The 23,940-nt window shown below is 72.0% G+C and carries 18 protein-coding genes; 7 read left to right on the top strand and 11 right to left on the bottom strand.

Going from position 1 to position 23,940, the window contains the following annotated elements; translation table 11 throughout:
- The first annotated feature begins 149 nt into the window (after positions 1-149).
- Positions 150-902: a dienelactone hydrolase family protein gene (locus tag OH804_RS25260; protein WP_196920823.1), complete on the top strand. Its 753-nt coding sequence runs from the start codon at positions 150-152 to the stop codon at positions 900-902.
- 23 nt (positions 903-925) lie between these two features.
- Here the strand turns inward: OH804_RS25260 and OH804_RS25255 are convergent, their stop codons facing one another.
- From OH804_RS25255 to OH804_RS25220, 8 genes are all read right to left on the bottom strand, one after another.
- A complete protein-coding gene (locus OH804_RS25255; RefSeq protein WP_196920824.1) occupies positions 926-2,029 on the bottom strand; it encodes an L-dopachrome tautomerase-related protein in 1,104 nt (367 codons plus the stop codon).
- A 100-nt stretch (positions 2,030-2,129) separates the two neighbouring features.
- A complete protein-coding gene (locus OH804_RS25250) occupies positions 2,130-3,011 on the bottom strand; it encodes an SMP-30/gluconolactonase/LRE family protein (RefSeq protein WP_406059942.1) in 882 nt (293 codons plus the stop codon).
- Positions 3,012-3,033: 22 nt separating this feature from the next.
- Entirely contained in the window at positions 3,034-3,975 is a 942-nt protein-coding gene (locus OH804_RS25245; RefSeq protein WP_406059940.1) for a sugar kinase, read from the bottom strand.
- On the bottom strand, positions 3,972-4,592 hold the full coding sequence (locus tag OH804_RS25240) for a bifunctional 4-hydroxy-2-oxoglutarate aldolase/2-dehydro-3-deoxy-phosphogluconate aldolase (protein ID WP_406059938.1): 621 nt from the start codon (positions 4,590-4,592) through the stop codon (positions 3,972-3,974). The genes OH804_RS25245 and OH804_RS25240 overlap by 4 nt, the downstream gene beginning before the upstream one ends.
- A 10-nt stretch (positions 4,593-4,602) precedes the next feature.
- Positions 4,603-5,457, bottom strand: coding sequence for a hypothetical protein (locus tag OH804_RS25235; RefSeq protein ID WP_406059936.1), 855 nt, complete (start codon positions 5,455-5,457; stop codon positions 4,603-4,605).
- Positions 5,451-6,596, bottom strand: coding sequence for a galactonate dehydratase (gene dgoD / locus OH804_RS25230; protein WP_406059934.1), 1,146 nt, complete (start codon positions 6,594-6,596; stop codon positions 5,451-5,453). The genes OH804_RS25235 and dgoD overlap by 7 nt, the downstream gene beginning before the upstream one ends.
- The gene (locus OH804_RS25225; RefSeq protein WP_406059932.1) at positions 6,593-7,303 is read right to left on the bottom strand and encodes a FadR/GntR family transcriptional regulator; all 711 of its coding nucleotides are present in this window, start codon (positions 7,301-7,303) and stop codon (positions 6,593-6,595) included. Before OH804_RS25225 ends, dgoD begins: the two co-directional genes overlap by 4 nt.
- 35 nt (positions 7,304-7,338) lie before the next feature.
- Complete coding sequence (locus OH804_RS25220; protein ID WP_196920831.1) at positions 7,339-8,085, bottom strand: SDR family NAD(P)-dependent oxidoreductase; 747 nt, start codon at positions 8,083-8,085, stop codon at positions 7,339-7,341.
- 159 nt (positions 8,086-8,244) lie between these two features.
- Between OH804_RS25220 and OH804_RS25215 the strand changes: the two genes are divergently transcribed.
- Genes OH804_RS25215 through OH804_RS25195 form a run of 5 tightly spaced genes read left to right on the top strand, consistent with a single transcriptional unit; the run spans position 8,245 to position 15,624 of the window.
- Positions 8,245-9,540, top strand: a complete 1,296-nt coding sequence (locus OH804_RS25215) for an ABC transporter substrate-binding protein (RefSeq protein WP_406059930.1) — start codon at positions 8,245-8,247, stop codon at positions 9,538-9,540.
- Position 9,541: 1 nt separating this feature from the next.
- Positions 9,542-10,462: a carbohydrate ABC transporter permease gene (locus OH804_RS25210; RefSeq protein ID WP_406059928.1), complete on the top strand. Its 921-nt coding sequence runs from the start codon at positions 9,542-9,544 to the stop codon at positions 10,460-10,462.
- Entirely contained in the window at positions 10,459-11,280 is an 822-nt protein-coding gene (locus OH804_RS25205; RefSeq protein WP_196920834.1) for a carbohydrate ABC transporter permease, read from the top strand. Before OH804_RS25210 ends, OH804_RS25205 begins: the two co-directional genes overlap by 4 nt.
- Positions 11,277-13,364, top strand: coding sequence for an alpha-galactosidase (locus OH804_RS25200; protein WP_406059926.1), 2,088 nt, complete (start codon positions 11,277-11,279; stop codon positions 13,362-13,364). The genes OH804_RS25205 and OH804_RS25200 overlap by 4 nt, the downstream gene beginning before the upstream one ends.
- Before the next feature lie 46 nt (positions 13,365-13,410).
- Positions 13,411-15,624, top strand: coding sequence for a glycoside hydrolase family 27 protein (locus OH804_RS25195; RefSeq protein ID WP_406059924.1), 2,214 nt, complete (start codon positions 13,411-13,413; stop codon positions 15,622-15,624).
- 61 nt (positions 15,625-15,685) lie between these two features.
- Here the strand turns inward: OH804_RS25195 and OH804_RS25190 are convergent, their stop codons facing one another.
- Together OH804_RS25190 and OH804_RS25185 are read right to left on the bottom strand one after the other, a co-directional pair.
- Positions 15,686-18,190 carry an ATP-binding protein gene (locus OH804_RS25190; protein ID WP_406059922.1) on the bottom strand — a complete coding sequence of 835 codons (2,505 nt, stop codon included), beginning with the start codon at positions 18,188-18,190 and terminating at the stop codon, positions 15,686-15,688.
- A 97-nt stretch (positions 18,191-18,287) separates the two neighbouring features.
- Positions 18,288-21,314, bottom strand: coding sequence for a S8 family serine peptidase (locus OH804_RS25185; protein WP_406059920.1), 3,027 nt, complete (start codon positions 21,312-21,314; stop codon positions 18,288-18,290).
- 197 nt (positions 21,315-21,511) lie between these two features.
- On the opposite strand from OH804_RS25185, the gene OH804_RS25180 reads away from it, so the two are divergent.
- Complete coding sequence (locus OH804_RS25180) at positions 21,512-21,919, top strand: hypothetical protein (RefSeq protein ID WP_406059918.1); 408 nt, start codon at positions 21,512-21,514, stop codon at positions 21,917-21,919.
- Positions 21,920-22,604: 685 nt separating this feature from the next.
- Here OH804_RS25180 and OH804_RS25175 read toward each other — a convergent pair.
- Positions 22,605-23,855: a DUF222 domain-containing protein gene (locus OH804_RS25175; protein ID WP_406059916.1), complete on the bottom strand. Its 1,251-nt coding sequence runs from the start codon at positions 23,853-23,855 to the stop codon at positions 22,605-22,607.
- Positions 23,856-23,940: the final 85 nt, after the last annotated feature.

The following is a 23,940-nucleotide window of genomic DNA, read 5'->3' as shown; positions in this document are numbered from 1 at the left end:
CACCGCGCGACGACGGAGCATCACTCGATACGTGGTTTCGACGGGCCACCGCCGTTTCTTGACGCTGCGTTCACGCGGCTGCCCGCCGGGGGTGCCGATACGGCGAGTAACGTTCCGAACGGACCAAGATCGGCGTACGAGGAGGCACGATGCTGACGACGACGGTGGACATCCCGACCAGCGACGGAGTGGCGGACGCGAGCCTGACCCGACCGGACGGCGACGGCCCGTTCCCGGCGGTGCTGCTCTTCATGGACGCCTTCGGGCCGCGCCCGCGCCTGGTCGAGATGGCCGAGCGGATCGCCGAACGGGGCTACCTGGTGCTGACGCCCCACCTGTTCTACCGGGCCGGCCGGGCACCCCTGTTCGACCTGTCCCGCCTCGGCGAGGCCGACCAGCGTGCCGCCCTCTTCGAGAAGATCATGCCGCTGGTCGGCGCGTTGACCCCCGACGTGATCAACCGGGACACCGCCGCGTTCCTCGACTTCCTTGCCGCCCGCGACGACGTCCGACCGGGCCCGGTCGCCATCACCGGTTACTGCATGGGCGGCACGAACGCGCTGCGGGCCATCGAGGCGCACCCGGACCGCATCGCCGCGGTGGCGAGCTTCCACGGAGGGCGGATCGTCACCGAGGCTCCGGACAGCCCGCACCTGGGCGTCGAGTCGATCACCGGCGAGGTGTACTTCGGGCACGCCGACGCCGACCAGTCGATGACGCCCGAGCAGATCGCCACGCTGGAGAAGGCGCTCGACGCCGCCGGGGTGCGCTACCGCTCCGAGGTGTACACCGGGGCGCACCACGGCTACACCATGGCCGACACCCCGGCGTACGACGAGCAGGCCACCGAGCGTCACTGGGCCGCCCTGTTCGACCTGCTGGACCGCACCCTGCCCGTCTGATAACGGTGGGAGCGCCGGCCCGGTCAGCGGCGTAGCAGCACCGGGCCGGCGTCGATGCGGGTGCGGAACAGCGCGTACGGCTTGCGCCGCAGGTCCTTGCCCCGCTGGTACTGCGGTTGCCGGTGCAGTTGGTTGGCGGTGACGTAGAGGTACCCGTCGGTTGCCACCGACATGGTGTCCGGCCAGAGCAGTCGCGGGTCGTGCACCAGCGTCTCGTACTCGCCGTCGGGCAGTCGGCGCAGCACCGCATTCTGCTCGTATGCGGTGAGGTAGAGCCGCCCGGCGTCGTCGCTCTCCAACCCGTCCGAGGCGCTTCCCCGGTCGCCCTCGTCGACCACGGTCTCGGCGACCGCCTCCTGGGTGACGCCCGGGTCGGCCAGCGCCTCGGTGGAGACGCTGTACCAGCGTCGGGACGCCAACGGGCAGTAGTAGAGCCGAGCGCCGTCGGCGGAGATGGCGATGCCGTCGGAGCCCATGCTCACCGGCTTCGGCGGACCGTCGGCCGGCCGTTCGAGGAAGGGCCGGCCCTCGACCACCGGGCGGAACGACGTCAGCGGCTCCGCCTTGGTGGACGGGTGGTCGTGCAGTCGCCGCCACGAGGCCCCGCTGGCCAGGTCCACCACGATGATCCCGTTCGGCCCGGAGTTCGACGAGTCGGTGATGTACGCGACCCCCGACTCACCCCGCCGCAGGTCGAACCGGACGTCGTTGAGGTAGGTCGTCGGCAGCGCCACGTCCGTCGGGAAGGTGATCACCTGGGCGACCGTGTCGGTGTCCAGGTCGATCCGGACCAGCTTGGGGCCGCCCGGCTTCGTGGGTTGGAACATCGGGCTGCCGGTGTCCAGTACCCAGAGCCGGTCGGCCGGGTCCACCACGATGCTCTGCACCGAGACGAACGCGCCCGCGTCGTCGTCACCGGACGGGTCGTTCCACGCCTGGTCGGGGTAGGGCATCTCCCGGCCGTCGCGCAGCTCGACGACGGTGGCCGGCACCTCGTCGCCCCACTTTGGGAAGTTGACGAAGATCCGGCCCCGGTGCGAGACGCTCACCCCGGTCGGCATCGGGCCGGTGAAGGTGTGCACCAACTCCAGTTCGCCCACCGGCTCGTCGCCGACCGGCCCGTTCATGACGTCCGCTCCACGGTGCTCATCGGCTCGCTCCCTACCGGTCGGCTGTTACCGCGCTCCGGTGCGGTTGTTCCCGCCCTGGCGTCCGATATGCCTCCGGTCAGTCCACTGGCGCACCGGCCCGTGCGGCGGGCAGGCCGGGCACCGGGACGTCCACCGCGAGCAGCGCGCCGTCCTGCGGGCCCGCCGAGTCCAGCCCCACCCGGGCGGTGCCGATGAAGAGTCGGCGCAGGTCGGGGCCGCCCAGGCAGATGCCGGCCGGCTGCTTGGCCGGTAGCCGGATCTCCCGGTCGAGGGTGCCGTCGGGCCGGTAGCGGCGTACCGCGGAGCCGCCCCACAGCGCGATCCAGAGGTGGCCGGCCGCGTCGAGCGTCATGCCGTCCGGGCCGCCGTCGGCGGGGGACAGCCGCAGGAACGGCTCCCGCCCGTGCAGGGCCCCGGTGGCGGGGTCGACGGTGAACCTGTCGATCTCGCCGCGCGGGGTGTCGGCCAGGTACATGGTGGTGCCGGTCGCGTCGAACGCCGGCCCGTTCGGGATGGTCAGCCCGGTCACCGCGGGGACCGGCTCGGCGCCCGGGGTGAGGCGGAACAGCGTGCCCCCGCCGGGCACCATCGCGTACGTCATGCTGCCGGCCCAGAAGCGGCCGTGCGGGTCGGCGACGGCGTCGTTCATCCGGGTCGGCTCGGGCGCGTCGGCGACCAGTTCGGCGACCGGTCGGGGGTCGCCGGTGGCGGGTAGCACTGTGACGCCGGTGCCGGCGGCGGCCAGCCATTCGCCCGGTCGGTCGGCCACCGGGGCGACCGCGCCGAGCGGCACGTCGAGGCGGCGCAGTTCCCGCAGCGGGGTCGGGGCGTCGCCGTCGGTCTCCAACAGCCGCCCGGCCAGGAGGTCGACCAGGACCAGCCGGTCGTCTACCCAGCGCAGGCCCTCACCCAACTCCAGCCGGTCGGTGCTCCAGGCGGTCGGCTCGGTCAGCTCCATGGTGTTCCTCCAAAGGGGATCGTCAGCGGACCGTACCGCCGGGGCCGTGGTCGAGCAGCGCCAGCTCGGCCCGGTCGGGCAGACCCTCCCAGTCGCCCCGGGTGGCGACCGCGAACGCGCCGGTGGTGACGGCCCGGTCCAGTCGCCCCGACGCGTCGACGCCGTCGAGCCAGCCGGAGAGCAGCCCGGCGACGAAGGCGTCGCCCGCGCCGACGGTGTCCACCACCGGCACCGTCCGGGCTGGACGGTGGATCGTGTCGGTGGCGCTGTGGCTGGTCGCTCCACCGGCGCCATGCTTGACCACGACCTCGGCGACGCCGGCCGAGAGTAGCGCCGCGGCCGGGTCGGCGGCGTCGGTCAGCACTGACAACTCGTCGTCGGAGGCGACCACCAGGTCGATCGAGGGCAGCAGCGGGCGCAGCGCGGCGGCGGCCTCGGAGACCGACCAGAGCCGGTTGCGGTGGTTGACGTCCAGGCAGATCGTGCTGCCGGCCGTACGGGCTCGCCGTACGGCCTCCACCACCGCCTGGTACGGCTCGACGCCGAGCGCGCAGGTGATGCCGGTGACGTGCAGCAGTCGGGGTGGTGGCCCGGGAGCGTCGAAGGCCCGGGTCACGTCGGCGGGGCCCAGCCGCGAGCCGGCCGACCCGGAGCGGTGGTAGGTGACCCGGTTGATGTCGGCGACCCGGTTCTCGAAGATGATCAGGCCGGTCGGGGCGGCCTCGTCGACCCGGGACCAGGTCAGGTCGACGCCTTCGGCGCGCAGCGTACGGCGGACCAGTTCGCCGGGCTCGTCGGCGCCGGTGACACCGACCCAGGTGGCCTGGTGGCCGAGTCGGGCCAGGCCGATCGCCACGTTCGACTCGGAGCCGGCGACGGAGATCCCGGCGGTGCCGCCCAGCCGCAGTGGGCCGGTGGTGCGGAACACCGCCATCGTCTCGCCGAGCGTGAGCAGGTCGGTCATGGCCGGACCGCCGCGAGGAAGGCGGTGGCCCGCTCCCGCAAGGCTGTCGTGTCGCCGCCTCGGACGGCGTCGCCGAGCAGCGGGGAACCGACGCCGACAGCTGTCGCGCCTCGGTCGAGGTAGCGCCGCGCACCGTCCGCGTCGACCCCACCGACGGGCACGAACGCGGTGCCCGGGAACGGGTCGCGCAGGGCGCCGAGGTAGTCGGGCCCGCCGAGCGAGGCCGGGAAGAGCTTGATCGCGGTGGCCCCGCCGTCGACGGCCCGCACCACCTCGGTGGGGGTGAGGGCGCCGGCGAGCACCGGAAGCCCGAGCCGGCCGCCCTCGGCGAGGCTCGGTGCGATCGCCGGGGTGACCAGGAAGCCGGCACCCGCGTCGGCCGCCGCGCGGGCGTCCTCGGCGCTGAGCACGGTCCCGGCGCCCAGGGCGTAGTCGGGCCCGAGGGCGGCCCGGGCGCGGCGGATGATGCCGAGCGCGTCGGCGCTGGTCATCGAGACCTCGACCAGTGCGACGCCGCTCTCGGCCAGTGTGAGCACGGCGGCCAGCGCGGCGGCCGGGTCCGGGCCGCGCACGATGGCCAACAGTCGATGGGTACGCAGCTCGTCGAGCAGGTTCATCACGGTGTCCTCAGGGGATGCGGTGTGCGGAGATGGTGAGTCGCCAGGTGACCTCGCCGGTCGGTGGGACGACCGCCGCGTCGTCGGGGCCGGCGTCGGCGAGGTCGAAGGCCGCGCCGAGCATCGGTTCGATGCCGACGCTGCGGTAGGGGCCGTTCGCCGGCCAGCCGCCCAGGTTCCGCCAGAGCGCGGTGCTGCGGGGCTGACCCGCGCACTCCAGCTCCAGGGTCAGCCGGTCGGCTCCGTCGACCACCTGGGCCTGGGCGCAGTCGAGCAGCACCGCGCCGAGCGCCGTCCCGTCGTCCGGCCCGAACATGTCCAGGGTCAGCCCGGCCACTTTCAGGCCGGCCGGGGCCGGCCACGGCCCTGTCAACCAGGGGTCGCCGCTGGGCCAGCTGCCCGGCGGCAGGAGCGCGGCGGCCTCCGGGTGAAGCCGGGTCGGGGTGCCGGCGGGCGCGTCGAGGCGGGCGCCGGGGGAGAGGTCGAGCAGGGCGTGCGCGGCCCAGACGAATCGGTACCCGGGGTCGGCGGCCAGCCGGTAGTCGGCCACCACCACGCCGCCGGAGTCGGTGATCCGGCGGGTGAGGGTGAACGTCGGGCGCTCGATGACCACGGTGCCGGGGCCGGCGCTGCGCCACGGCCGCGACCACACCTCGCCGTGGTCGGGCTCGCCGCGCACTGTGGGCAGGCACTCCTCCAGCCCGCCGGCGTCGACGAACGCATCGTCGGGGCGTACCTCGTGCCGGCCGGGTTCCGGGCCACGCCACAGCCACTCCCGGCCACCGCCGTGCAGACTCGTCCACCGGCCGCCGTGCGCCGCGTCGTACGCGACCCGCAGCGCCACCGGCCGCGCGCCGGTCACCACTCGGCGAACGACCCGTCGGCGTGCTGCCAGACCGGGTTGCGCCAGGCGTGCGGGCTCTGGGCGGCCTTGCGGACCGCCGCCTCGTCGACGGTGATGCCCAATCCGGGCCGGTCGAAGCGGGCGATGTGCCCGTCCACGAACCGGAACGGCTCCGGGTCGACCAGGTAGTCCAGCAACTCCGAGCCGGCGTTGTAGTGGATGCCGATGCTCTGCTCCTGGATCAGGAAGTTCGGCGTCGCGAAGGCCACCTGGAGGCTGGCCGCCAGGGAGATCGGGCCGAGCGGGCAGTGCGGGGCGAGCAGCGCGCCGTACGTCTCGGCCAGCGCGGCGATCCGGCGGACCTCGGAGATCCCACCGGCGTGCGACAGGTCAGGCTGGACTACGGCGACCCCGGCCTGCAACGGGCCGAGGAACTCGGACCGCCCGTAGAGCCGTTCGCCGGTGGCCACCGGGATCGGCGTGCTGGCGACGATGTCGCGCAGGTGGTGAGCCTGATCCGGCAGGACCGGCTCCTCCACGAAGAACGGGCGCAGGGCGGCCAGCTCGGGCAGGATCCGGCGGACGGCGGCCATGCCGGCGCGACCGTGGAAGTCCACAGCGATGTCCCGGTCGGGGCCGAGCACCTCGCGGGCGGCGGCCACCCGGCCGATGACCGCGTCCACCTCGGCCGAGGTGGGGATCGGCGAGAGCCGCCCGCAGGCGTTCATCTTGACCCCGGTGAGGCCGGCGGCGATCTGCGCGGCGGCGGCGTCGGCGACCTCGTCGGGTTCGTCCCCGCCGATCCACGAGTAGATCCGCACCCGGTCACGCACCGGCCCACCGAGCAGCGCGTGCACCGGCGCGCCGTACGCCTGCCCGGCGATGTCCCAGAGCGCCTGGTCGAGGCCGGCGACAGCGCTGGAGAGGATCGGGCCACCCCGGTAGAAGCCGCCCTTGGTGAGCACCTGCCAGTGCTGCTCGATGCGCAGCGGGTCCGCGCCGATCAGATGTTCGGAGAGCACCTCGACCGCGCTGCGCACCACCTCGGCGCGGCCCTCGACCACCGGCTCACCCCACCCGACCAGCCCGTCGTCGGTCTCCACCCGGCAGAACAACCACCGTGGCGCGACCAGGAAGGTCTCGATCCGCTCGATCTTCACTGACTGCCCCTTCGTCCCCGTGCCTTCTCGACGTCGCGGACGGCCTTGTCCAGCAACTGACGCATCGCGGTCTCGGCCGCCGTCTCGTCCCGATCGCGCAGCGCGTCGACCACCGCGCGGTGGCTGGGTACCGGGTCGTCGTGCGGGCTGCCGCCGTGCACCAGCCGGTCCCGTTCGGCGAGCCCGGTCTCCATCACCACCTCCATCCGCTCCAGCAACTCGTTGTGGGTGGCGGTGAGCAACGCGCGGTGGAAGGCGAGGTCGGCGGCGATGGCGGCGGCGGGATCACCGTTGGCCTGGGCCATCTCGGCCAGTGCCCGGTCGAGGGCGGTCAGGTCGTCCTCGGTGGCCCGGGTGGCGGCCAGCCGTGCGGCGGCCGGTTCGATGATGGCGCGCACCTCGTGCAGTTGGTCGAGGAGCCGTTGGTCGGTGCCCTCGGCGAACTGCCAGCGGATCACGTCACCGTCGAGCAGGTTCCAGTCCGCACGGGGCCGGACGAAGGTGCCGCGCTTCTGCCGGGCGTCGACGATGCCCTTGGCCGAGAGGACCTTCAGCGCCTCGCGGAGCGCCGTGAGGCTGACGTCGAGCTCCTCCTGCAACGCGACGATGTTCAGGGTCGCGCCGGCGGGGATCTCGCCGGTGAGGATGCGACGGGCGATCGCTTCGACGGTCTGCCCGTGGACGCCGCGGCGTGCGTACTGTGCCAATGCTCCTGGCCTTTTCGCTGGTCGGTATCGATCTCTCAGGCCGAGGCTTTCACCGCTGTCCAGCCACCGTCCACCACGAGGCTCGCGCCGGTGACGTAGGCGGCGTCCGGCGAGGCGAGGAAGGCGACAGTGGCGGCCACCTCGTCCGGTGTGCCGAAGCGCTTCGCGACCGTCTCCGCGATGCTGCGTTGGCGGTCCTCTTCGGACACCTCGGCCCAGGCGGCGGTGAGGATCGGCCCGGGCAGCACCGTGTTGACCCGGACCTGTGGGCCGTACTCCACGGCGAGTTGGCGGCCGAGCGCGATGAGGCCGCCCTTGGCTGCGGCGTACGCGGGCCGGCCGGGCAACCCGACCAGCGCGTGCACCGAGGAGATCAGCACCACCGCGCCCGAGCGTGCCCGCAGGTCGTCCAGGCAGGCGCGGACGCCGAGGAACGAGCCGGTGAGGCTGACGCCGAGTTGGTGGTCCCAGGACTGTCGGCTGGTCTCGTGGGCTGGGGCGACCCGCACGGCGTACGCGGTGCTGACCAGGATGTCGATCGGGCCGAGATGGTCCCGTACGGCGCTCACGGCGGTCGTCCAGTCGGCCTCGTCGCTGACATCGCCCACTACGGACAGTGCGCGGTCGCCTCGGGCGGTCAGTTCCTCGGCCAGCGGGGCCGAGTCGGCCACGTCGAACAGCGCAACCGCTGCTCCCTCGGCGGCGAGCCGCCGGGCGGTGGCCGCGCCGATCCCACCCATCGCACCGGTGACCAGCGCGTTCTTGCCTTCAAGCCGGCGCATAGGCTGATCCACCTGACCCTCGCCTTGCTCTCGTCTAATCATTAATTACGAAGATATCTTGACAGCCGGCGAGGGTCGATGCAACCTTCTGGTCACAGCATTCACATGGACGACACATCGCGCGGTGACGCTGAGTGTCGTAAAGGAAGGGATACCTCCGTGAGCGACTTCGACCCCGGTCGCCGGCGATTCCTTGGCCACCTTGGGCTCGCCGGCCTGGGCGCGCTCGGCGCCAGCTCGTTCCTCAGCGCGTGTGCCAGCTCCGCCAGCGGGCCGACGACGAGCAACGGCTCGGGTGCGGTCACCATCCAGTCCAACCTCTCCTCGCCGCAGGCCAAGGCGGCGATGGAAAAGCTGATCGAGACCTTCAACGCGCAGGGCAAGGGCACGGCGAGCCTCAACACGATCGCCTCGGAGACCTTCCGTACCCAGCTGCCGACCTACCTGACCTCGGCCAACCCGCCGGACCTCTACACCTGGTACGCGGGCTCGGTGGCCAACGACTACGCCAGCAAGAACCTGCTGCTGGACGTCTCCGAGGTGTGGAAGTCACTGGACGACTACCCCCAGTCGCTGCGCACCCTCTCCACCGACGCCAGCGGCAAGCAGATCTTCGTGCCGATGAACAACTACTGGTGGGGCTTCTTCTACCGCAAGTCCAACTTCGCCAAGTGGGGCGTGCAGGAGCCGAAGACCTGGACCGAGTTCCTGGCGCTCTGCGAGACGCTGAAGAGCAAGGGCGTCCCGCCGATCGGCATTGGCCTCGGCGACACCCCGTGGGTGGCCTCGGCCTGGTTCGACTACCTGAACATCCGGATCAACGGGGCGCCGTTCCACCGCGAGCTGCTCGCCGGCAAGCAGCGCTTCGACGACCCGAAGGTCAAGGCGGTCTTCACCCGCTGGCGCGAGGCCCTGCCCTACTTCGACCCCAAGGGCAAGGCGTATCCGTTCCAGGAGGCGACCACCGCGCTGCTGGCCGGCAAGACCGGCATGTTCCTGATCGGCACCTTCTTCGCCGACGCGGCACCCAAGGACGCGCTCGGCGACCTGGACTTCTTCCGGTTCCCGATCATCGACCCGGCGGTGCCGCTGGCCGAGGAGGCGCCGACCGACGGCTTCTTCGCCAGCGCGAAGACCGCCAACCCGACCGGCACCAAGGCCCTGCTCAGCTACCTGGCCGGGGTCGATGCCCAGGAGGCGTACGTCAAGGCCAGCTCCGGCATCGTCCTGCCGGCCAACCCCAGGGCCAAGGCGTCGGACTCGCCGCTCGTGGTCAAGGGCAAGGCGATGCTGGACGAGGCCAAGGAGCTGACCCAGTTCTTCAACCGCGACTCCAGCGACGCGCTCCAGCCGACCGCGGACACCGCGCTGACCAAGTTCATCGACAAGCCGGACCAGATCGACGCGATCCTGCGGGAGTGGCAGGCCGGCGCCGAGAAGGTCTTCAAGGGCTGACGTGACAGCAACGATCTCCACGACTTCGGTCACCCCCACCCGGCGGCGGCGACGGTCGGCTCGACTGTCGCCGCTGCTGGTGGCGTTCGTCCTCGTGCCGTTCGCGGTCGAGAGCGTCTGGGTCTTCTGGCCGGCGATCCAGGGTTTCTGGTTCTCCCTCACCCGCTGGGACGGGATGACACCGCCGACCTTCGTCGGCGCCGACAACTACGTCGAGCTGGCCGGCGACGCCACCTTCCGGGGTGCGCTGGTCAACACGGTGATCTGGCTGGTGCTCTTCGGCGGCCTCTCCGTGCTGGGTGGCTTCGGCATGGCGCTCGTCCTGCAGAAGGAACGGCGCTGGGTCGGCTTCTACCGGGCCGCGCTGTTCACCCCTGTGGTGTTCTCGCTGGTGGTGACCGCGCTGGTCTGGCGGGTCTTCTACCAGCCCGACGGCATCGCCGACACGCTGCTGCGGGCGGTCGGCCTGGAGAGCCTGATCCGGCCCTGGCTCGCCGACCCGCAGACCGCCCTGTACGCGGTGATCCTGCCCGCGCTGTGGCGGCAGATCGGGTACGTGATGGTGCTGTTCCTGGCCGGGTTGAAAGCGATCGACCCGGCGCTGCACGAGGCGGCCCGGATGGACGGCGCCAACGCCTGGCAGCGACTGCGGCACGTCACGATTCCCCAGCTCAAGGGGGTCAACGCCGTGGTGCTGTCGGTCATCGTGATCGACTCGCTGCGCTCGTTCGACATCGTCTGGTCGCTGACCAAGGGCGGGCCGTACCACTCGTCGGAGCTGCTCAGCACCTACATGTACTCGACAGCGTTCCAGAGCCTGCGGCTGGGTTACGCCTCGGCGATCGCTGTCGTGATCTTCGTGCTCGCGCTGGCAGTCATCCTCGGCTACCTGGTCCGCGCGTTCCGGGAGGAAGCGTCATGAACAAGCTCCGTACCGGGGCCTTCCACACCGGCATGATCCTGCTCTCGCTGCTCTGGCTGGGCCCGGTGCTCTGGGTGGTCGTGATGTCCACCCGGTCGTTCGACGACATCGCCGCGCACGGCGTGGGCAGCCTGCCCCGGTCGTTCACACTGGACACGTACCGGCAGGCGTGGACCGACGGCGGCGAACTGCGCGCGCTGATCAACAGCATGCTGGTCACCGTCCCGTCGGTGGCGCTGAGCCTGGGGCTCGCCGCGATGGCGGCGTTCGCGCTGAGTCGCTTCCGGATCCCCGGGCGGCGGACCATCCTGCTGCTGATGCTCGCCGGCAACCTGCTCCCACCGCAGATCCTGCTCATCCCGGTGGCCAAGTTCAGCGAGCTGACCGGCCTGTACGACACGCTCTGGGCGCTGATCGCGGTGCAGGTCGGCTTCGGGCTCGGCTTTTACACGTTCGTCCTGCACGGCTTCATGCGGGACCTGCCGGGCGAGATCCAGGAGGCGGCCACCATCGACGGCGCCGGCACGGCGCAGATCTTCACGAAGGTGATGCTGCCGCTGACCCGACCCGCGCTGGCCGCGCTCGGGGCGCTCTCCTTCACCTGGATCTTCAACGACCTGCTCTGGGCGATCACCGTGCTGCGTACCGATGACAACATGCCGGTCACCCCGGCGCTGCTCGCCCTCCAGGGCCAGTTCGTCTCGTCCTGGAACGTCATCGCCGCCGGCACTGTCATCGCGGCCGTCCCCACCGTCGCGGTGTTCCTCCGCTTCCAACGGCACTTCGTGTCCGGACTGGCACTCGGAGCGGTCAAGTGACCGCCGAGACCGGGCGGCGCTGGACGCTGCGGGGCACGCACACCGAGTACACGGTGACGGTGCCGGCGCACGGCCGCTGGCTGGAACTGGTCGCGTGGGGTCCGCACGGCGTCTCCGACGGGCCCTCGCCGGTCGCCTACGACGGCCCGGTCCCGTTCCTGACCGCCGGGGACGCTGCCCCCATCGAGTACGCCACCGACGCCGACCGCCCGTTCACCGGCGCCGACCTGGTGATCGAGACCTCGAACGGGCAACGCCGGGTGGGCTTCGTGCACACCGACGTACGGGTCGACGCCGACCAGCGGGAGTTGGCCGTCGAGTTCGCCGACCCGGTCACCGGGCTTCGCGCCACAGTGCACTACCGGGTGCCCGTCAGCACCGACGTGGTGCAGCGGTGGGTCGAGCTGACCAACGGCGGCAGCGACGCGCTGCGGGTGGTCCGGGCCGGATCGGGCGGGTTCTGCGTACCGACGCCGCACGGCGCGCTGCTCAGCCACCAGTGGGGGCAGTGGGAGCAGGAGTTCCAGCTCTCCCACGTCGAGCTGGGTCACGGCACGTTCAGCATCGGCAGTTCCCAGGGCGTACCCGGGCATCTGCACGTGCCCTGGCTGGCCGTGCGCGACGCCGCCGAGCCGGCCGGTCCCGCGTGGGGGATGGCACTGGCCTGGACCGGCTCGTGGGAGATCAGCGCCGAGCGGGACACCGGCGGCCTGACCCGGGTCCGGGTCGGCCGTCAGCTGGTCGACGGCCCGCTGGAGTTGGCCGCCGGCGAACGGCTGTCCCTGCCGGTCACCACCGGGGCGTACAGCCCGGACGGCCTGGACGGGCTGGCCCGGGTCTGGCACACCCACCAGCGGTTGCTGGCCGGAGAGCGGCTCACCCCCCGCCCGGTGCTCTACAACTCCTGGGAGGCGACCTACTTCGCCGTCGAGGCGCAGAGTCAGCTCGCGCTCGCCCGGATCGCGGCCGAGCTGGGCGTGGAGACGTTCGTCGTGGACGACGGCTGGTTCGTGGGCCGCGACGACGACACCGCCGGGCTGGGCGACTGGACACCCGACCCGGCGAAGTTCCCGGCCGGGTTCGACACGTTCATCGCCGACGTCCGCGCCCTCGGGCTGAACTTCGGTCTCTGGGTCGAGCCGGAGTGCGTCAACCCGAAGTCCTCCCTGTACGCCGAGCACCCGGACTGGGTCTACTCCGTCGACGGCCGGCCGCTCACCCCGGTCCGTAACCAGTACCTGCTCGACGTGGGTCGGCCGGAGGTCGCCGAGTTCGTCCACTCCACAGTCGACGGTCTGCTGCGCCGGTACGACATCGACTACCTGAAGTGGGACTTCAACCGGCCGCGTACCGAGCCGGGTCGACCCGGTGGGGTGAGCCCACTCGACCTGGACGGCGCGCACGTCGCCAACCTGCACCGCATCTACGAGCGGTTGCGCCGGGACCACCCCGGGGTGCTGATCGAGGCGTGCGCCGGCGGGGGCGCACGGACCGACCTGGCGATGGCCGCCCGGGCCGACGTCTTCTGGCCCAGCGACAACACCGGCCCACTGGACCGGCTGGCCATCCAGTACGGCTTCCTGCACGCCAACGCCCCGCACCTGCTCAGCTCCTGGGTCACCGACGCGCCTGGCCTGTTCGACAGCCGGCCCCGAACGCTGGCGTTCCGGTTCGTCCTGGCGATGGCTGGTGTGCTCGGCATCGGCGCTGACATCCGGGCGTGGACCCCCGCCGAGCGGGCCGAAGCGTCCGGCTGGATCGCCCGCTACAAGGAGATCCGGGACGTCGTCACGCGCGGCGAGGTGCACCTGATCGGTGGCCCCGACCAGGCCCGCTGCGCGGTGCAGTACACCGCGCCGGACGAGGACCGGGTAGTCGTCCTGGCCTGGCACACCGGCCGGCTCGACGGCGCCGGGCTGCTCCCGTCCCGCCCCGTTCGGTTGCCCCTGCGCGGCCTCGACCCGGCGGCCCGTTACTCCCACGGCGACCAGCACTACTCCGGCAGCCACCTCGCCAGCATCGGCCTGCCCGTGCAGTGGAGCGCGACCCACGACGCCGACCTCATCGTGCTGACCCGCGACTGAGATCGGAGCACCACCACCCCCACCCCCGAGGGACAGGAGTACCTCCATGCGCCTGAACCGACAGCTGACCGCCGCCCTGGCCGTGCTCGGCCTGGGCCTGGCCAGCCCGATGCCGGCGATGGCCGGCCCACCCCATGCCAACCCACCGCAGGCCGGCCACGGGCCCGGCCGCCCCGGTCACGCCCCGGCGGCCACCGGCGCGGAGGACCAGGGGGCGCCGACCTTCTTCAACAGCGGCCTCGCCCCGACGCCCTACCAGGGCTGGAACACCTACTTCGGCCTCGGTGGCGATCCCACCGAGGCCGAAGTACGGTCGGTCACCGACCACATGGTCAACAGTGGCCTGCGCGACGCCGGCTACACCTACGTCTGGATCGACGGCAACTGGGCCGCGCCCACGCCGCGCAACGAGGCCGGTCAGCTCGTCGCCGACCCGGCCCGCTTCCCCGGCGGAATGGCGGCGCTGGCCGCGTACATCCACAGCAAGGGGATGAAGGCCGGCATCTACACCGACGCCGGCCCTTACCTGCCGGGGCAGTGTGGGCTCGGCAGCAACGGCCACTACCGGGCCGACATCGCCCAGTTCGCCGGCTGGGGCTTCGACGCGCTGAAGGCAGACTGGCTCTGCGGCCGGGCCGCCGGCCTCGACCCGGAGGCTACCTTCCGGGAGTTGGCCGAGGCGGTACGCCAGTCGCCCCGACCGATGCTGCTCAACATCTGCAACCCGGTCAGCTCGGACTGGGGCGGCGGCCCGTACCCCCCAGAGCAGCTCTCCACCTGGAGCTACACGTACGCGCCCACCATCGCCGACTCCTGGCGGACCTACACCGACGTGGGGCTCACCGACCCGACCCCGCAGTGGGCGTACCCGTGGGTGCTGCGCAACATGGACGTCAACGCGTACCACCCGGCGGCCACCGGGCCGGGGCACTACAACGACCCGGACTACCTGCTGCCGATGCGTCCGCTGCCCGACGGCGGGTACGAGCTGAGCCTGGAGGAGTCCAAGACGCAGCTCGGCATGTGGGCCATCATGGCCGCGCCGCTGGTGATCGGCTCCGACCCGCGTGGCCTGCCGAAGGAGATGATCTCCGCGCTGACCAACCCGGAGATCATCGCGGTGGACCAGGACCCGTTGGTCCGGCAGGGCGTCAAGGTCGCCGACACCGGCACCGACGCGCAGGTCTGGAGCAAGGTGCTCGCCGGCTCCGGCAAGCGGGCCATCGCACTGCTCAACCGGCACGACACCGCCCAGCAGATCACCGTGAACTTCGCCGACGTCGCCCTCGGCGGGTCGGTTCGGGTCCGTGACCTGTGGTCCCGCACCACAGTGGACGCGCAGCCGGGCACCCCCGGCGTACAGCCGTTCACCGGCTCGTACACCGTCGAAGTGCCGGCGCACGGGGTGGCAATGCTCGGACTGACCGGCACCGACCAGGTCGCCGGCGCCAACCTCGGCGGCACCGCCAGCGCCAGCCCGGCACTGGTCCGGGTGGACGACACCCACGCCACCGCCTTCGTCCGCGACGCTTCCGGTGCGCTGGCCGTCAACACCCGCTCCGGTACGACCTGGGGAAGCCGGTGGACCTCCCTCGGCGGCCCGGTCGGCGGCCGGATCCTCGGCCAGCCGGCGGCGTACGGCTCCGCCGACGGGCGGCTCGACGTCTTCGTCCGCGGCACCGACAACGCCGCCTGGCAGCGCAGTTACGTCTCCGGCAGATGGGGACCGTGGCGCAGCCTCGGCGGCACGCTGACCGACGCGCCCACCGTGGCCTGGACCAACCCGACGCAGTGGACCCTCGTCGCCCGCGGCGCCGACGGCAAGCTCTGGTCGCGTACGCCGAACGGCGGCTGGACCAGCGTCGGGGCACCCGAGAACCGGCCGTTCTACGGTCGGCCGAGCGCTGTCGTCGACGACGCCGGTGTGCTGCACGTGGCGGTCCGCAGCCGCACCGACGAGGTGTGGTGGAGCAGCCGGACCGGCACCACCTGGTCGGCCTGGACCAACCTGGGCGGCACCACCAGCGGCAGCCCGACCCTGCTCGCCACCTCCGGCCGGGTCTACCTGTTCGCGCTGGCCGCCGACAACCGCCTCTGGCAGCGCAACCTGGCCGACGGCGCGTGGGGCGGCTGGTTCCGACGCGGTGAGTTCGCCACCGACGCGTTCCGGGGTGCGCCCGGGGCCGCCGCCGGCGCCAACGGCAGCGCCTGGCTGGCGGTACGCGGCGTGGACGACCGGGTACACCAGATCGTCCTCTGATCCGCGGGTGGCGGGCCGCCGGCCAGATTGCGGCGGCGGCCCGCCACCCACCCAGCCTGGTTCAGGCCGGGACGAGGTCGCGGCATTGGCGCAGGGCGGCCCGGGCGAGGGGCGTGTCACGGCCGGCGATCCCGGCTTCCAGTTCGGCGACGGCCGCCGCGGCCCGCGCCGGTTCACCTTGCGCGGCTGCGGCCTCGGCCAGCACCAGCACCGCGTCGGCGGCCCACGCCAGGATGCCCTTTCCGCGTACCACAGACAGCGCCTCCGCCGCGTGTCGGACCGCCTCGTCCGGTCGCCCGGCCACCGTCAGTCGGGCCAGCGCCGAGAGTGCCTGCACCAGCGGCCAGATCGCGCCCACCCGCCGGGCGTCGGCGACCACCTCGCGCAGCGCCCGCTCGGCCGACTCCACCTCCTTGCGGCCTCTGTTGCCGCCGCCAAGCCCGGCGCATCCCTCGGTGCGGCTGACGGGGCTGTCGTATTCCCTGCCAGCTCGTTCGGCGGTGGCCGTGAGCGCCAGAACGGTCGCCAGTTCGACCCGCGCGTCCAGCAGGGTCACCGGCATCCGCTCGGCGCTGGCGACCAGCCGGCCGAGCCGTTCGGCGAGCCCGTCCAGCCGGCCGGCGGTCCGGTCCAGTGACAGTTGGGTCGCCTCCACCAGGGACGTCAGCCGCTCGTACCCGGTCTCGTCGACCAGCGCCCGACCGGCCGCCAGCAACGCTTCGGCCTGTTCCGGGTGGCCGGCGTGCAGCGCGCCCTGCGCCCAGTTCAGGCAGGCCCGCGCGTGCTCGCGGGGCCGGTCGGCCAATTCTTCGGACGCGCGTAGCTCGTTGATGATCGCCCAGGCAGCCGGGTCGCCCAGCTCCAGCAGCAGCGAGGCACGGGCGATGCGGACCGCGAGGTGCGCCGCCGGATCCCCGCTGGCCGCCGCGGCGCTCTCCGCCTCCGCACACCGGGCCAGGTGGTCGTCGACGTGCCGGCCGACGACGGTGTCGGGGGCCGCCAGCACCGCGAGCGCCGGAGCCTTGCGACGCGGCGCGCGCAGGTACGGCACCGCACGCTCGATCTCGGTGTACCCGCGCAACGCCTCGCCCTGCTGGCGCAGCATCCGCCCGAGCACCAGACCCAGCTCACCTCGGGCGCCCGGCGGCAGCCGTCGGTCGGCGAGCAGCCGTTCCAGGACCGGGATCGCCTCGGCCTGGCTGAGCCCGTCGATGGCCGACCGGCCCAGCTTGGCGGCGAGCCGAACCCGTACCGGTCGGGGCAGCTCGGCGATGTCCATCGTCTGGAGCAGGAAGCTGGCGGCGGTTGCGTCGTCGCCGCGTTCGGTGGCCAGGTCGGCGGCCGCCTCGGCGTTGCGGACGAAGTCGGCCCCGCTGCCGGCCCGACGGTAGTGGTGCGCGAGCTGGGCCACCGGCCTCGGCAGCTCCTGCTCCAACACCCGTGCCACCCGCAGGTGCAGCCACTCGCGGCTCTCCCGGGGTACCAGGTCGTACACCACCTGTCGGGCCAGGTCGTGACGGAACCGCAGACCGTCACCGGCGTCGTGCAGCAGGCCCGCCCGGTGCGCGGCGGTCAACGCCGCGCCGATCGCCACCCGGTCCAGGCTGAGCACCGAGGCGAGGATGCGCTGGTCGGGTGCCATCCCCAGGACAGCCGCCGCCCCGAGAACCTCCCGGGTGGCCTCGTCGAGCGGGCGCAGCCGCCAGAGCAGCACGTCACGGAGGACGAACGGGACACTGTCGTCGGCCATCGGGTCGCCGCCCCGCTCGGCGAGCGTCCGCAGCACCTCCTCGACCACGAACGGGATGCCGGCGGTGCGGTCGAGCAGGGTGGCGGTCAGCTGCTGCGGCGGATCATCGAGGCGCAGGGTGCGGGCCGCCAACCGGCGTACGTCGTCGGCGTCCAGCGGGCTGAGGGGGATGCGTGTGACGCTCCACGGGGGAGTGCGCGCCAGGGCGTCGTGGATGGGCGTACTGCTCCCCGGCGCCGCCGTACGCGCGGTCAGCACCACGGCCAGCCCCTCCACCGGGTGGGTGCTCAGGTAACCGAGAAGTTCGCAGGTCGCCGGATCCGCCCAGTGCAGGTCCTCCAGCAGCAGCGTGGCGGGGCTCAACGCGGCGAGCACCGCCGCGACGGCGCGGAGCAGGCGATGTCGCTCGGCCGCCGGGTCGGTCAACGGGGGCGGCGCGTCCGGCAGTACGTCGGCCAGTTCGGGCAGCAGTGGCGCGAGGGCGCCGGCCACCGGGCTGAGCGGACCGAGTTGGTCGGCGCCACAGCGGATCGCGTCCAGCAGCACGCCGAGCGGGAAGGGCTCGGGCACGTCGTCACACTCGCCGATGAGGTGCCGCCCGGGAAGTTCGGCGAGCAACTCGGTGACGAGTCGACTCTTGCCGATCCCGGGCTCACCCTCCAGCAGGATCAGGCAGGGCGGGGTTGCGACGAGCCGGCGTAACTGTGCCAACTCCGCCGCCCGGCCGACGAACTCGACGGGCCCGCGCAGACGTTCGGGGCGGACGGGAGTGTGGCTCCCGCCGCCCCGTGTCCTGTCCTGGTCGCCGTCGATCACCGTGGGCCGAGCAGATCACCTCTGTCCGACGGGACGGTGAGCCGGCGGACCGGCGGTGACCTCTGTCACACACCGGCCCACCGGCTCGTCGGCACGGTCAGGACTGGACGGTGACCGGCACGGTCTTCAGCGACCCGTCACCGTTGCGGAACTCCAGCACGCCGAGGTAGCGCTGACCCGGGGCGAGACCGAACCAGCGCACTGTCAGGTTCGCCGTCGCGCCCGGCTGTACGCTGCGCTGCTTGGGGTCGATGGTGAACCGGCCGGTGGACGTGCCCGGCGCACCCGGCAGGTAACTGGTCACCGTGTACGCATTCGCGCCGTCCTCGATGTTCTCGGTGAACTCCTGCTCGACGACCACGATGTAGTCCCCGGCACCGTCCGGCAACGTCACCTTGGCGCCGTCCCGGCCGCTGGCCGTGGCGGTGACGAACTTCCCGAACTTGTCGTAGACGTTGAGGCTGAACTCGGTGCACTCCATCACCCCCTCCTCGTCGTCCCAGTCGATGTGGGAGCAGGTGGGCCGCTCGGACGTCACCTGGACGAGTGGGCTGCGGGTTCCGGCCGGCACGTGCAGTGTGGTCCTGCTGATCGACTCGGGCAGCGGCACCGGCAGGTTGTTCGACGTGCTCCAGTCCCAGCTCGGGCCGTCGCCCTTCAGTGTGACCACGTTGCTGGTGCCCGAGGTCAGGCCGGAGAGCTGGGAGATCAGCTGACCCTGGTAGCCGACCTCGGCGGCGATCCGGACGCTGCCGAAGGTGCCCTTGCCGGTGATGGCGTCGGGGGCCACCAACCCGGAGTTGTGCACGACCAGCGGGCTGCGTACCGCGTGCTTGAACTGGTCGCGCCAGGTCAGCGAACCGTCGGCCCAGGTGTCGAACGCGCCGCCGGTGTTGGTGACCTCAACTGTGAAGCGGGCGCTCTTACCCGGGCGGATCTGCAACTTCTTCGGGGTGACCTTGACCTTGTAGCCCGGCGGGGCCTGCACCGACGAGGAGTAGGTGCTGGTCTTGTCGCTGACGTTGGTGACCGTACGGGTCACCGTCTGCTTGCCCACCATCCGGCCCAGCGAGATGGACGGGTAGTTGAGCTGTGCCGTCTCGATCGCGCCGGTCGCGTCACAGCCGTCCAGGTCACCGAGCCCGTAGTCACTGCCGCGGTCGGCGGACACCCCGCACAGGTACTGGATCCAGTCCTGCTGGTTGGAGTCGTAGACCAGGCCCGGGTCGAAGGCGCTGCCCGGCTCGACCTGGCCGGCGCCGTAGTTGAGCGGCGTCGCGTCGTACGTGCCGATCTTGATGGGGTTGCCCTTGTCGGTCTTGTCGACCGCGCTGGTCATCAGCGCCGAGCGGACCGCCGCCGGCGACCAACCGGGGTGCTTGGCCAGCAGCAGGGCGGCGATGCCGGCGATGTGCGGCGCCGCCATCGAGGTGCCCGACTCCAGGGCGAAGTCGTTGCCGCCGATGGACGGGGAGAACGCGGCGACGATGTCCTGGCCGGGCGCGCTGATGTCCGGCTTGAGCAGCTCACCGGCGTTGAGGTTCGATGGTCCGGCCGAGGAGAACGCGGCGACCGCGGGCGCCTCGACCGTCTCCAGCGTGCTCGGCGAGATGGTCGCCGTGGCGTTGCCCTTGGCGACGTACGCGGTCACGGTGGCCAGGTCGACCTCGTTGATGTGCACTGTCGGCACGGCCTGCACGTCGGCGTTCAGGGAGTTCAGTTCCTCGTTGTACAGCACCATGCCGACGCCGCCGGCCCGCGCCACCTCGATGCTCTTGTCGGTACGCGGGATCTCGCCGCGCAGGCAGAGCACGATCGCGCCCTTGACCTTGGCCGGATCCAACGTGTCGTCGGCGCAGAGGCCGGCACCGTAGGCACCGTCCGGGTCGATCGCGCTGTCCTTCGCGAAGACCAGTCGGGCCGGCCCGACACCGGTCTCGCCCATGCCCACACCGGCGATGGTGGTGCCGTTGCCGAGGGTGAGCTTGCGAGTGTTCTGCCGGTCGGTCGTGCTCGCGGCCACAGTGGTCAGCCAGGGCGTCGAGTTGTCGACGGTGTTGGCGAACGGGCCGGAGTTGCCGGCGGCGGCGGCGACGAACACCCCGGCGGCGGCCGCGTTGAAGAACGTCGCGTCGACCGCCCCGAACCGCTCGGTGTCGTCACCGATCGAGTAGTTGATGACGTCGACGCCGTCAGCGACCGCGTCGTCGATCGCGTGCACGATGTCGATGTCGGTGCCGGTCGCTCCGCCGGCACCGTTGTCGTACAAAGCCTTGTAGATCGCCAACCGCGCGGCTGGCGCCATGCCGGAGATCATGCCCAGGTCCTGGGTGCCCGACGTGGCCCGCACACCGTGGATGCCGGCCGCGGTGCTCGCCGTGTGGGTGCCGTGGCCGTTGCGGTCGCGCGGCGAGGAGTAGTCGTCGGGGAACGCCTCGGCGATGCCGCTGTCGTTGTACCAGCGCGCCCCGATCACCTTGTTGTTGCAGGTCACCGGTGCTTCGACGCCGACGTCGCAGGTGCCCTTCCACTTGGCGTCGATGACGGCCTGGTCGGGGCGAGGGCTGGGCAGCGGTGCGAAGCTCGCGCTCTCCGGCCAGTAGCCGCTGTCGATGACCCCGATGATCACGCCCTCACCGGCGTGGGAGTCACCACCGAACTCCTTCTTCCACACCCCACCCTTGCCGGTCAGGCCCAGGTAGTCGGGGGTGTGTGAGGTGGCGGCGTGCACCTTCTGGCTCTCGTACACCGCTCGGACACCCTTGGTGGCGCGCAGCCGGGCGGCCTGCGGCCCGGTCAGGTCGGCGGCGAAGCCGTTGAACGCGGTCTCCATGGTGACGCGGGTGCGCTCGGCCGGCACACCGACGTGGTCCAGCACCGACCTACGCTGCTGGCGCAGGTGATTCCGGTACGCGTTGGCGTTCCCCGACGTGCGGTTCAGCTTGGCCCCGTCGGCCGGCTTGGTCGCCGCGATCCCGGGAACCCCGCCGGTGTAGGTGGCCAGCGGCTCCTCGGCGAGCTGGACGAGGTAGCGGGCGGTCGGTCCACTGCTGGCCGGCGCGGCGCTCGCGCTGGCGGGCAGGCTGGTCAGGCCGGCCGCGGTCAGCGCCACGGCGGCCAGCATGCTGACCCCGTACCTGGCCCGTCCGGTCCGATCTGCGTTCGGTTGTGGCACGTCGTTGCCTCCACGTTCGGTGCCGGCCGTCACGACTGATGACGGTGGCCGAAACCTAGGATCGGTACCGATCATCGAGAAGCACCCGTAACCTGGCTGTCATCTTGGAAACAAGCTCGTAACACAACGGGTACTTTGCGCGTCATTTGGGAGCGCCGACCTGGGGGATCCATGCCATTTGGTCGGATGCCCGTGCCGTCCGCCACCCGGCCATCGTCCGTCCCATCCGGACGATCCCTGGCGCGGCTGGTCCGACGCTCATCTACCCCTGGTACGACGGCAGCGTCCTGAACCACGCCACAGTGCGCGGCGCGGACCGCAGCGCGCTGACCCGGTTCCAGCGCCTGCCCGCCCCGCAGATCGAGGTGGCGCTCGACGCGATCCTCGACGCCCACCTCGCCGTCAGCGCCGTCGGCCTGGTCGCGGTGGACCTCTACGACGGCTGCTTCCTGTACGACTTCGCCGCCACCCGGATGTGGCCGATCGACCTCGACGAGTACCGGCCCGGCCCGTTCGTGCTTGCGGCGGATCGGCTGCCAGGTTCACGTCGCTAGATGACGCCGGAGGAGTTCGCCCGCGGCTCGGTCATCGACGAACGGACCACCGTGCACGCCCTCGGCCGTACCCTGCACCACCTGCTCGATTCGCCAGAGGACGCGGGGGATGGCCCGGCGCACCGCGGGATCCGCCAGCGGGCTGGCCGGGTCCTGAGGGCGAGCGGCGGCGTTCACCGCAGGCTTGACGGGGCAACAGCAACCAGCGCCGGGTCGTGGAACGAGCAACGAGGCAGGCGCCGGCCGCTCGGTACTCCGACGTACCAGCACTGGTCCGCGCCTGGCGGCTGGCGACACCTTGAACCAGGCAGTGGCGCGTTCCCGAGGGGTTGGCCCAGGCGTGCCGTCACGTCCGAGTTCGGCGGGGACCTACGGCCGCTTGGATTCACGCGTCGCCGGACGCCTGGAGCGTCGCGCACGTCGTACAGCGGGCAGAGCGTCGCGCGCGTCGTAGAGCGGGCAGAGCGTTGCCTGCGTCGTCAAGCGCGCAGACCAGCCTGCTTCGTCGCGCGGGCAATGCGTCCATCCGCGCTGTTGAGCATGCACAGCAGCCCATGACGCCCCGTCGAGCAGGCCGAGCGCAGCGCCGGCCCAGGGCCCGGCACCGAGATTAAGTCCCCTCACTGTGACCCAGGTGCGGAGGTGATGGCCGGCTTGAGGGGTGAGCGTTCTCGGCTGGCTGTTCCTACGTTCGTCGGTGGTAGTGGTTGCGGCGGGGGAGTTGTTCGGGGTCGAGCCAGGCGGGTGGGATGAATTCGGGGTGGCCGTCGTTGCCGAGTTGGACGGCCCAGTCGCTGTGGTGCAGGTGTCGGTGGTGGTGGCCGCAGAGGAGAACGGCGTTGGCCAGGCTGGTGGTGCCTCCGTCGGCCCAGTGGTGGATGTGGTGGGCGTCGCACCAGCGGGGTGGGCGGTCGCAGCCGGGGAAGGCGCAGCCGCGGTCGCGGAGTACGAGGGCGCGGCGCAGTGGGCCGGTGATGAGGCGGCGTTGTCGGCCGACGTCGAGGGGTTGGCTGGCGCTGCCGAGGACGGCGGGCAGCAGGGTCGCGTCGCAGGCGAGTCGACGCACGGCCTCGGGTGTGAGGCTGAGGCCGGTGTCGAGCGCGCCGCTGCTCAGTTGCCGGGTTAGTTCGTCGTAGGTGGTGGTGATGACGATCTGCGCGGGGTCGCCACCGCTGTCGGGCAGTTCGCCAGTCCGGAGGGTGAGTCGGCAGATGTCGGTGAGGGCGTCGTGGCGGCGTTGTCCGGGGGATCGGGTGTCGTCCGGTCCGGACGGGGTGGTCAGTGGGTCGATGGCGGCGCGGAGCAGGCCGGCGGTTTCGGCGTCGAGGGTGCCGGTGAGTCGGAGTCGGCCGTCGGTCTGCTCGGACAGGGTGAGGTGGCGGTCGTGGGTGGCGCGGCGTGCTTCGGCGTCGAGGGCGGCTTGGGCGGCGGCGTCGGCGATGTCGGGGGCGACGTGGTCGAGGATGCGGGTGCCGAGTTTGCGGAGGTGGGTGGGGTCGAACTGGGTGGCCCAGCCGACGAGCACACCGACCGCTTTGTCGGCGGTCTCGGCGTCGGCCGACGTGTTCACGGTGTCGACGGTGTCGGCGATGACCCGGGCCTGGTCCAGGGTGATGGCGCCATCAGCCAACGCTTGTCGGATGCCGGGGTTGCCGGTGTCGAGGGCGGTGGCGAGGTCGATCAGGCGGCGGGCGGCGGGAACGGTCAGTCGCAGTCGTTCGCGTAACCAGACCGCGGTGGTGGAGGCGCCGTGGGTGCGGGCGGTGCCGCGGCCGTCGACCTCGCGGATAAGGGTGAGGGTGACGGCGGCGAGGCGTTGCTGAAGGCGGTACGCGGCGTCGAGCGCGGCGATCAGCTCACGTTCCGGCAGGGCCCAGGCGGGGGCGTCGACGCAGGCCGCGATCGCGTCGTCTGCCTGCGCCAACTCCTCGACCATGCCCCGACACTAGAACAGGTGTACGACACTTTCAGTCACCATGATCGATTGGACTGACGGCGCTCGGCGCGGAGTTTGGCGGGAC

It is taken from the genome of Micromonospora sp. NBC_00860, from assembly GCF_045207375.1.
Classification (GTDB): domain Bacteria; phylum Actinomycetota; class Actinomycetes; order Mycobacteriales; family Micromonosporaceae; genus Micromonospora; species Micromonospora vinacea.
Note: the sequence above shows the minus strand (reverse complement) of the source record. Positions and strands in the feature narration are given on the sequence as shown.